Genomic DNA, 6,904 nt, shown 5'->3' with positions numbered 1-6,904 from the left:
CCGCCGCGGCGCCCGGCTCGTGTCCGTGTGCCGGCCGGGGTCCCCGCTGGCGGACGTCACCGCCCGCGCCCGCGGCACCGTGCTCACCGTGCCCCGCGGCGGGCTGCCGGGCGTGCCGCCCGCCGGGTCCCGGACCGGCTTCTGGTCGTTGCTCACCCCCGCGCTGCTCGCCTGCGGCGCTGCCGACGTCCTCGACGTCCAGGCGGCCGACCTCGCCGCGGCCGCCGACGTGCTCGACGCCGAGGCGGAGTCCTGCCGGGTCGGGTCGCCCGCGTTCGTCAACCCCGCCAAGTCCCTCGCGATGGAGCTGGACGGGGCGGTGCCGGTGGTGCTCAGCGACGGCGACGCCGCCCACGCCGCGGCGGCGCGCACCGTGTCGATGCTCGCCCGCGCGGCCAGGTTCCCGGCCGTCCACGGCACCCTGCCAGACGACGCCAGCGATGTCGTCGCCCTGTTCGACGGCACGTTCGCCCCCCGGCAGGACGACCTGTTCGCCGACCCGTTCCTCGACGGCGCCGCGGGCCCCACGCTGCGCCTGCTCCTGCTGGCCGACGACGAGGCCGCAGTCCACGCCGGCCCGGTCCGGACCGTCGCGGCCCGGGCGGGCGTGCGGGTGAGCGACCTCGTCGCACCGCCCGGCCGCCCGCTCGAGCGTTTCGCCCACCTCGTCGCCCGGACCGACTTCGCCGCGACCTACCTCGCCCTGGGCAACCGGGTCGACCCGTCCCGGTCCCCGCACCTGGCCGACCTGCGCGACATCTGGGCTGCCCAGGACCCGCCGGCGCCGCGCTGAGGCCTGGGCCCTCGGGGGCGCCGCGCCGTCCCGGGAAGCCGTGGGGCGCCCCCGCGCGTTAGCCTGGCAGTCGCACGGCGTCGGTGATGCCGAGGGCCCAGAGGGGTCACGCCGGGGCGAGGAGACATCCGCACGCACAGGCGTGCGCGCAGGGCGGGACCCGCCGGCGCGCACCAGAGCCACGCGGCACCGCCGCGGGAAGGATCCACATGTCCTCCGACACCCCCCCGGGCCGCGCAGCCGCGCTGGCCGCCACCGCCACCGCCCCTGACGGCCGCGTCGTCGACCACGCCGTCGCCGACCTCTCGCTCGCCGAGACCGGACGCCACCAGCTCCGCCTCGCGGAGCACGAGATGCCCGGACTCATGTCCCTGCGCGAGGAGTACGCCGGCAAGGCCCCCCTCGCCGGCGCGCGCATCACCGGCTCGCTGCACATGACGGTCCAGACCGCCGTGCTCATCGAGACCCTGGTCTCCCTCGGCGCAGACGTCCGCTGGGCCTCCTGCAACATCTTCTCCACCGACGACGCGGCCGCCGCGGCCGTCGTCGTCGGCCCGACCGGCACCCCCGACGCCCCCACCGGGATCCCGGTCTACGCCTGGAAGGGCGAGACGCTCGAGGAGTACTGGTGGTGCACCGACCAGGTGCTCCGCTGGCCCGCCGACGCCTCCGGCTCGACCGGCCCGAACATGATCCTCGACGACGGCGGCGACGCCACGATGCTCGTGCACAAGGGCGTCGAGTTCGAGGGCGCCGGCGCCGTCCCGGCCACCACCGAGGACGACAACGAGGAGTACGCCGTCGTCCTGGAGACGCTGCGCCGTACCCTCGCCGCCGACCCGCAGCGCTGGACCGCCGTGGCGAAGGGCATCAAGGGCGTCACCGAGGAGACCACCACCGGCGTCCTGCGGCTGTACGACCGCATGCGCGACGGCACGCTGCTGTTCCCGGCGATCAACGTCAACGACTCGGTCACCAAGTCGAAGTTCGACAACAAGTACGGCACCCGCCACTCGATCATCGACGGCATCAACCGCGCCACCGACGTCCTCATCGGCGGCAAGGTCGCGGTCGTGGCCGGGTACGGCGACGTCGGCAAGGGCTCCGCGGAGTCGCTGCGCGGCCAGGGCGCCCGCGTCATCGTCACCGAGATCGACCCCATCAACGCCCTGCAGGCAGCGATGGACGGCTACCAGGTCGCCGTGCTCGACGACGTCATCGGCACCGCCGACATCGTCATCACCGCCACCGGCAACAAGGACGTCGTCACCGCCGAGCAGATCGCGCGGATGAAGGACAAGGCGATCCTCGGCAACATCGGCCACTTCGACAACGAGATCGACATGGCCGGCCTCGCCCGCACCCCGGGCGTCACCCGCACCGAGATCAAGCCCCAGGTGCACGAGTGGACCTTCCCCGAGGGCCGCAGCGTCATCGTGCTGTCCGAGGGCCGCCTGCTGAACCTCGGCAACGCCACCGGGCACCCCAGCTTCGTCATGAGCAACTCCTTCACCAACCAGGTGATGGCGCAGATCGAGCTGTTCACCAAGGCCGACGAGTACCCGCTCGGCGTCCACGTCCTGCCCAAGGTCCTCGACGAGAAGGTCGCCCGCCTGCACCTGGCGGCCCTCGGGGTCCAGCTCACCGAGCTGACCAAGTCGCAGGCCGAGTACCTCGGCGTCGACGTCGCCGGGCCGTACAAGACGGACGCCTACCGCTACTGATCCACCCGCACGACCTGTTCCGTCACAACGGCACCCTCCGTCGGTCTACCCGACGGAGGGTGCCGTCGTGCCGTCCGGGTACCGACGCGTCGGCACCCGCTGTCGTGACGCTCAGCGGGCGTGCTCGGCCATGTCCCGCAGCCGCCGCAGCTGCTCCTGCTCGGAGGCGATGCGGCGCAGGTCCCGCTCCCGGCGCTCGGCGAGCACCGCGGCGAGGAAGCGCTCGCGCGAGGTGCCGGGCGGCGGCGGGGGCGCGACGAAGCTCGCCACGTCGGCGGCCAGCCGGGCGCCGAGCTCCGCGCGGGCCTGCGGGGTGAGGCTCTCGGCCCGGGCCAGGTACGAGCGCGCCGCCAGCGACAGCGGTCCCGGGAGCTGACCGAGGTCCGCCGCGGCGGCCCAGCCGAGGAGCTCCGGCGGCATGACGACCATGGGCGAGGACACCAGGGCCGTGCGCTCGTTGACCACGTAGGTGCCCGCGAGCATGTCGCCGAGCCGCTTGCACCGCTGCGTCGCCAGGACGAACGGCGCCGACAGCGCCCCCAACGCCAGGTAGATCTCGCCGAAGCCGACGAGCGCACGGGCGACCGCCTGGCGGCTGCGGACCGGGCCGCCGTCGTCGCGGACCACGCGCAGGCCGAGGGCGAGCTTCCCGAGCGAGCGGCCGTGGGTCAGCGTCTCCACCGTCGCGGGCAGCACGACGAGCACGAGGACCACGCCCACGAGCACCACGGCGGACAGCGCCGCGTCGTCGAGCACCTGCACCCCCCGGGCGAACGCCCACACCAGGCCGGCGAGCAGGAGGACCTGGACGACGACGTCGATGACGACGGCCAGCAGCCGGGTGCCCAGGCCCGCGGGCGGCAGCTCCAGGACGACGGCGTCCCCGGTCACCAGCATGCTCACGCGCCCAGGCTAGCCGCGGGCACCCCGGTCGGCCGGGGTGCCCGCCGTCGCTGTGCGCCCCCACCCGGGTGGCCCACAGCGACGCGGCCCGCCCCCGGCGCCGGGACCCGCCGGACTAGGGTGGCCGCCGTGGACGTCGACGCCTTCGTGACGGCGCACTCGGGGGAGTGGGCCCGCCTGGAGGCGCTGCTGCGCCGTCGGCGGCTCGGGGCCGAGGAGGCCGACGAGCTGGTCTCGCTGTACCAGCGGGTCTCCACCCACCTGTCGGTGGTGAGGTCGTCCGCGCCGGACCCGTCGCTGGTCGCGCGGCTGTCGACCCTGGTCAACAGGGCGCGGCAGGCGGTCGCGGGCTCGCGGGAGCCGGTCTGGCGCGACGTCGCGCGGTTCTTCGCCGTGGAGTTCCCGGCCGCGCTGTACCGCGCCGGGCGGCTGACGGTCGCGGTCGCCGTGGCCTTCCTGCTCATCGCCGGGGCGACCGGCGCGTGGGTCGCGGGCGACCCGCAGGTGCAGGCGTCCCTGGCCTCCGACGCCCAGGTCCGCCAGCTCTGCGAGGTCGACTTCGAGGCGTACTACTCCGAGAGCCCCGCCGCCTCGTTCGCCGGGCAGGTGTGGACCAACAACGCCTGGATCGCCGCGCAGTCGATCGCCTTCGGCATCACGGGCGTGTTCCCGGTCTTCGTGTTCGTCCAGAACGCCATCGGCGTCGGGTCCACAGGCGGGCTCATGGCCTCGTGCGGGCGGCTCGACCTGTTCTTCGGGCTCATCACCCCCCACGGGCTGCTCGAGCTCACCGCCGTGTTCGTCGCGCTGGCGGCCGGGCTGCGGCTGTTCTGGGCCTGGATCGACCCGGGCCCCCGGCCCCGGCTGGAGGCGCTCGCCCAGGAGGGGCGGGCCATGGTCGGCATCGCCGCCGGCCTCGTTGTCGTGCTCCTGGTGTCCGGGGTCGTCGAGGCGTACGTCACGCCGTCGCCGCTGCCGACCTGGGCGCGGATCACCGTGGGCGCCGTCGTGTGGGGGCTGTTCGTCCTCTACGTCGTCGTGCCCGGCGGCCGGGCGGTGCGGGCGGGGGAGACGGGTGACGTCCGCCGCGAGCTGCGGGGCGACCGGGACCTCGTCGCCGGCTGAGCGTCGGCCCTCGTCAGGCCCTCGTCAGGCCCTAGTCAAGCCCTAGTCAAGCCCTCAGAGCCGCCCGGCCGCCTTGAGCGCGAGGTACCGGTCCGCCAGCGCGGGGGGCAGGGAGTCCGGGTCGCCCCGGACGACCTCGACGCCGAGGCGCGCCACCCAGCCGGTCACCGTCTCGGCGTCCAGACGCGCCCGGGCCGCGGCGGCGGCGTCGTAGACGGCCACCGCGTCGCCGCGGCGCCCGGCCATCTCCTCCAGCTCGGGGTCCGACACCGACGCCACCACGACGGTGTGCCGGCGGGACAGCTGGCCGAGCACCGGCAGCAGGCCCGAGTCGACGCTCCCGGCCTCCAGCGGGGTGAGCAGGACCACGAGGCTGCGCCGGGAGAGCCGGGCGCGGACCTGCGCGGCGACCATCGACCAGTCCGGCTCGACCAGCGCCGGCTCGACGGGCGCCATCACGTCGACCATGCGCTGGAGCAGGTCCGAGCGCGACGCCCCCTCGACCCGCCCGACGACCCGGCGGTCGTGCAGGAGCAGGTCGACGCGGTCCCCGGCCCGGGACGCGAGCGCGGCCAGGAGGAGCGCGGCGTCCATGGCCGCGTCCAGGCGCGGCTCGTCGCCGATGCGGGCGGCGGCGGTGCGGCCGGAGTCGATGACGACGAGCACGCGGCGGTCCCGCTCCGGGCGCCAGGTCCGGACGACGACCGTCTGCCGGCGGGCGGTGGCGCGCCAGTCGATGGAGCGCACGTCGTCGCCGTCGACGTACTCGCGCAGCGAGTCGAACTCCGTGCCCTGGCCGCGCAGCTGCACCGCCGAGCGTCCGTCGATCTCCCGCAGCTGCGCCAGCCGGCTGGGCAGGTGGCGGCGGGAGCGGAACGGCGGCAGCACCCGGAGCCGGCCGGGCAGGTCGAGGCTGCGCTGCCGGGCGCCGACGCCCAGCGGGCCGAGGCTCCGGACGGCGAGCCCGGGGCTGAGCCGGTCGCCGCGCCGGGTCGGCACCAGGACGGTGGTCACCCGGCGCCGCTCGCCCGCGGGCACGACGAGCCGCTGGCGGGTGCTCGTGGCCCCCGCCGAGGGCTGCCACGCGTCCCGCACCACGGCGCGCAGGCGGCGGCGGGTGGGGTTGGCGACGACCACCGAGGTCTGGGTCGTCTCGTCCTGGCGGACCGAGCCCAGCGGCTCGCGCTCCAGCCGCAGGGCGCGGGGCGGCACCGCGAGGGCCACGTCGAGGAGCACGACGAGCACCACGAGCCCGGCCCAGCCCAGCACGGTGCCCCAGCCGGGGGCCAGCGCGACGGGCAGCACCCCCGCCAGCGCGAGGAGCACGGCCCGCCCGGTGACGGTCATCGTCGCGGTCCCGGGGCCGGCGCCGCGGTCAGCGGGGCACCGGGGTCGAGGCCAGGACGGAGTCCAGCACCGACTCCACCGACACGCCCTCGAGCTCGGCCTCGGGTCGCAGCTGCACCCGGTGCCGCAGGGTCGCCCGGGCCATGGCCTTGACGTCGTCGGGGGTGACGTAGTCCCGGCCGGTCAGCCAGGCCCAGGCGCGGGCGGTCGACAGCAGCGCCGTCGAGCCGCGCGGCGAGACGCCCAGCGACAGCGACGGCGAGGTGCGGGTGGCGCGGGCGATGTCGACGACGTACTGGACGACCTCGCGGCCCACCTGGACCCGGGCGACGGCAGCCTGGCCCGCGCGGAGGTCCTCCGGCCCGGCGACCTGCCGCAGCCCGGCCCCGGCGAGGTCGCGGGGGTCGAAGCCGCGGGCGTGCCGCTCGAGCACCTCGACCTCCACGTCGCGCTCGGGCAGCGGCATGGTCAGCTTGAGCAGGAACCGGTCGAGCTGGGCCTCGGGGAGGGTGTACGTGCCCTCGTACTCCACCGGGTTCATGGTCGCGGCGACGATGAACGGGTCCGGCAGCAGGCGGGGCTGGCCGTCGACCGTGACCTGGCGCTCCTCCATGGCCTCCAGCAGCGACGCCTGCGTCTTGGGGGGCGTCCGGTTGATCTCGTCGGCGAGCAGGAGGTTGGTGAACACCGGGCCCTCCCGGAAGCTGAACTCCCCGGTGCGGCTGTCGTAGACCAGCGAGCCTGTGACGTCGCCGGGCATGAGGTCGGGCGTGAACTGCACGCGCGCCGTCTGCAGCCGCAGCGCCGCCGACAGGGCCCGCACCGTCAGCGTCTTCGCCACCCCGGGGACGCCCTCGATGAGGACGTGGCCGCGGCACAGCAGCGCGATGACGAGGCCGGTGACCACGGCCTGCTGGCCGACGACCGCCTTGCCGACCTCGACCGGCACGCGCTGCAGGGCGGCGCGGGCCGCGGCGTCCGCGGCGGCCGCGGCGGCCACGCCGGGCTCGGG

6 protein-coding genes are annotated in these 6,904 nt (G+C 75.7%); 3 read left to right on the top strand and 3 right to left on the bottom strand.

The annotated features are described in order from the left end of the window. Both WCS02_RS15540 and ahcY read left to right on the top strand, forming a co-directional pair. Positions 1-793 (top strand): SIS domain-containing protein (locus WCS02_RS15540; protein WP_340294852.1); only part of this gene is annotated, 793 nt, incomplete at its 5' end. Between the two features lie 209 nt (positions 794-1,002). Further along, entirely contained in the window at positions 1,003-2,517 is a 1,515-nt protein-coding gene (gene ahcY / locus WCS02_RS15535; RefSeq protein ID WP_340294849.1) for an adenosylhomocysteinase, read from the top strand. Between the two features lie 111 nt (positions 2,518-2,628). Here the strand turns inward: ahcY and WCS02_RS15530 are convergent, their stop codons facing one another. Further along, positions 2,629-3,414: an RDD family protein gene (locus WCS02_RS15530; protein WP_340294857.1), complete on the bottom strand. Its 786-nt coding sequence runs from the start codon at positions 3,412-3,414 to the stop codon at positions 2,629-2,631. 135 nt (positions 3,415-3,549) lie between these two features. Here WCS02_RS15530 and WCS02_RS15525 point away from each other — a divergent pair, with 135 nt between their 5' ends. Continuing rightward, on the top strand, positions 3,550-4,545 hold the full coding sequence (locus WCS02_RS15525) for a stage II sporulation protein M (RefSeq protein WP_340294846.1): 996 nt from the start codon (positions 3,550-3,552) through the stop codon (positions 4,543-4,545). Between the two features lie 54 nt (positions 4,546-4,599). On the opposite strand, the gene WCS02_RS15520 is transcribed toward WCS02_RS15525, so the two are convergent. Next, positions 4,600-5,892, bottom strand: a complete 1,293-nt coding sequence (locus WCS02_RS15520; RefSeq protein WP_340294843.1) for a DUF58 domain-containing protein — start codon at positions 5,890-5,892, stop codon at positions 4,600-4,602. Positions 5,893-5,920: 28 nt separating this feature from the next. Next, complete coding sequence (locus WCS02_RS15515; RefSeq protein ID WP_340294854.1) at positions 5,921-6,892, bottom strand: AAA family ATPase; 972 nt, start codon at positions 6,890-6,892, stop codon at positions 5,921-5,923. Positions 6,893-6,904: the final 12 nt, after the last annotated feature.

This window comes from Aquipuribacter hungaricus, assembly GCF_037860755.1.
GTDB lineage: Bacteria > Actinomycetota > Actinomycetes > Actinomycetales > JBBAYJ01 > Aquipuribacter > Aquipuribacter hungaricus.
Note: the sequence above shows the minus strand (reverse complement) of the source record. Positions and strands in the feature narration are given on the sequence as shown.

Coding starts and splice junctions, on each gene's coding strand:
- ahcY (WP_340294849.1), top strand. CDS start 1,003: ATGTCCTCCGACACCCCCCCGGGCCGCGCAGCCGCGCTGGCCGCCACC.
- WCS02_RS15530 (WP_340294857.1), bottom strand. CDS start 3,414: ATGCTGGTGACCGGGGACGCCGTCGTCCTGGAGCTGCCGCCCGCGGGC.
- WCS02_RS15520 (WP_340294843.1), bottom strand. CDS start 5,892: ATGACCGTCACCGGGCGGGCCGTGCTCCTCGCGCTGGCGGGGGTGCTG.